The following is a 208-nucleotide window of genomic DNA, read 5'->3' on the forward strand; positions in this document are numbered from 1 at the left end:
TGGATCATCTACGCCTGTAATCTCCTCTACATCTAATAATCCGTCGTTATCACAATCTGCGCCTGAGTCGATTGGTAATGTAATACTTGCGATTACATACTCACATGCATCATTTGGATCTGTTCCATCTAATGCTTCTTGTCCATCTGTTACTCCGTCTCCATCTGTATCTGGATCTGTTGGGTCTGTTGTGTTTCCTGCTGGATCT

1 protein-coding gene is annotated in these 208 nt (G+C 42.8%); it reads right to left on the minus strand.

Translation table 11 applies throughout. The features are described 5' to 3' along the window. Positions 1 to 208: hypothetical protein (locus V6251_RS15520; RefSeq protein WP_341589042.1), on the minus strand; the 208-nt coding region annotated here is incomplete at both ends.

It is taken from the genome of Olleya sp. Ti.3.14 (assembly GCF_038154885.1).
GTDB lineage: Bacteria > Bacteroidota > Bacteroidia > Flavobacteriales > Flavobacteriaceae > Olleya.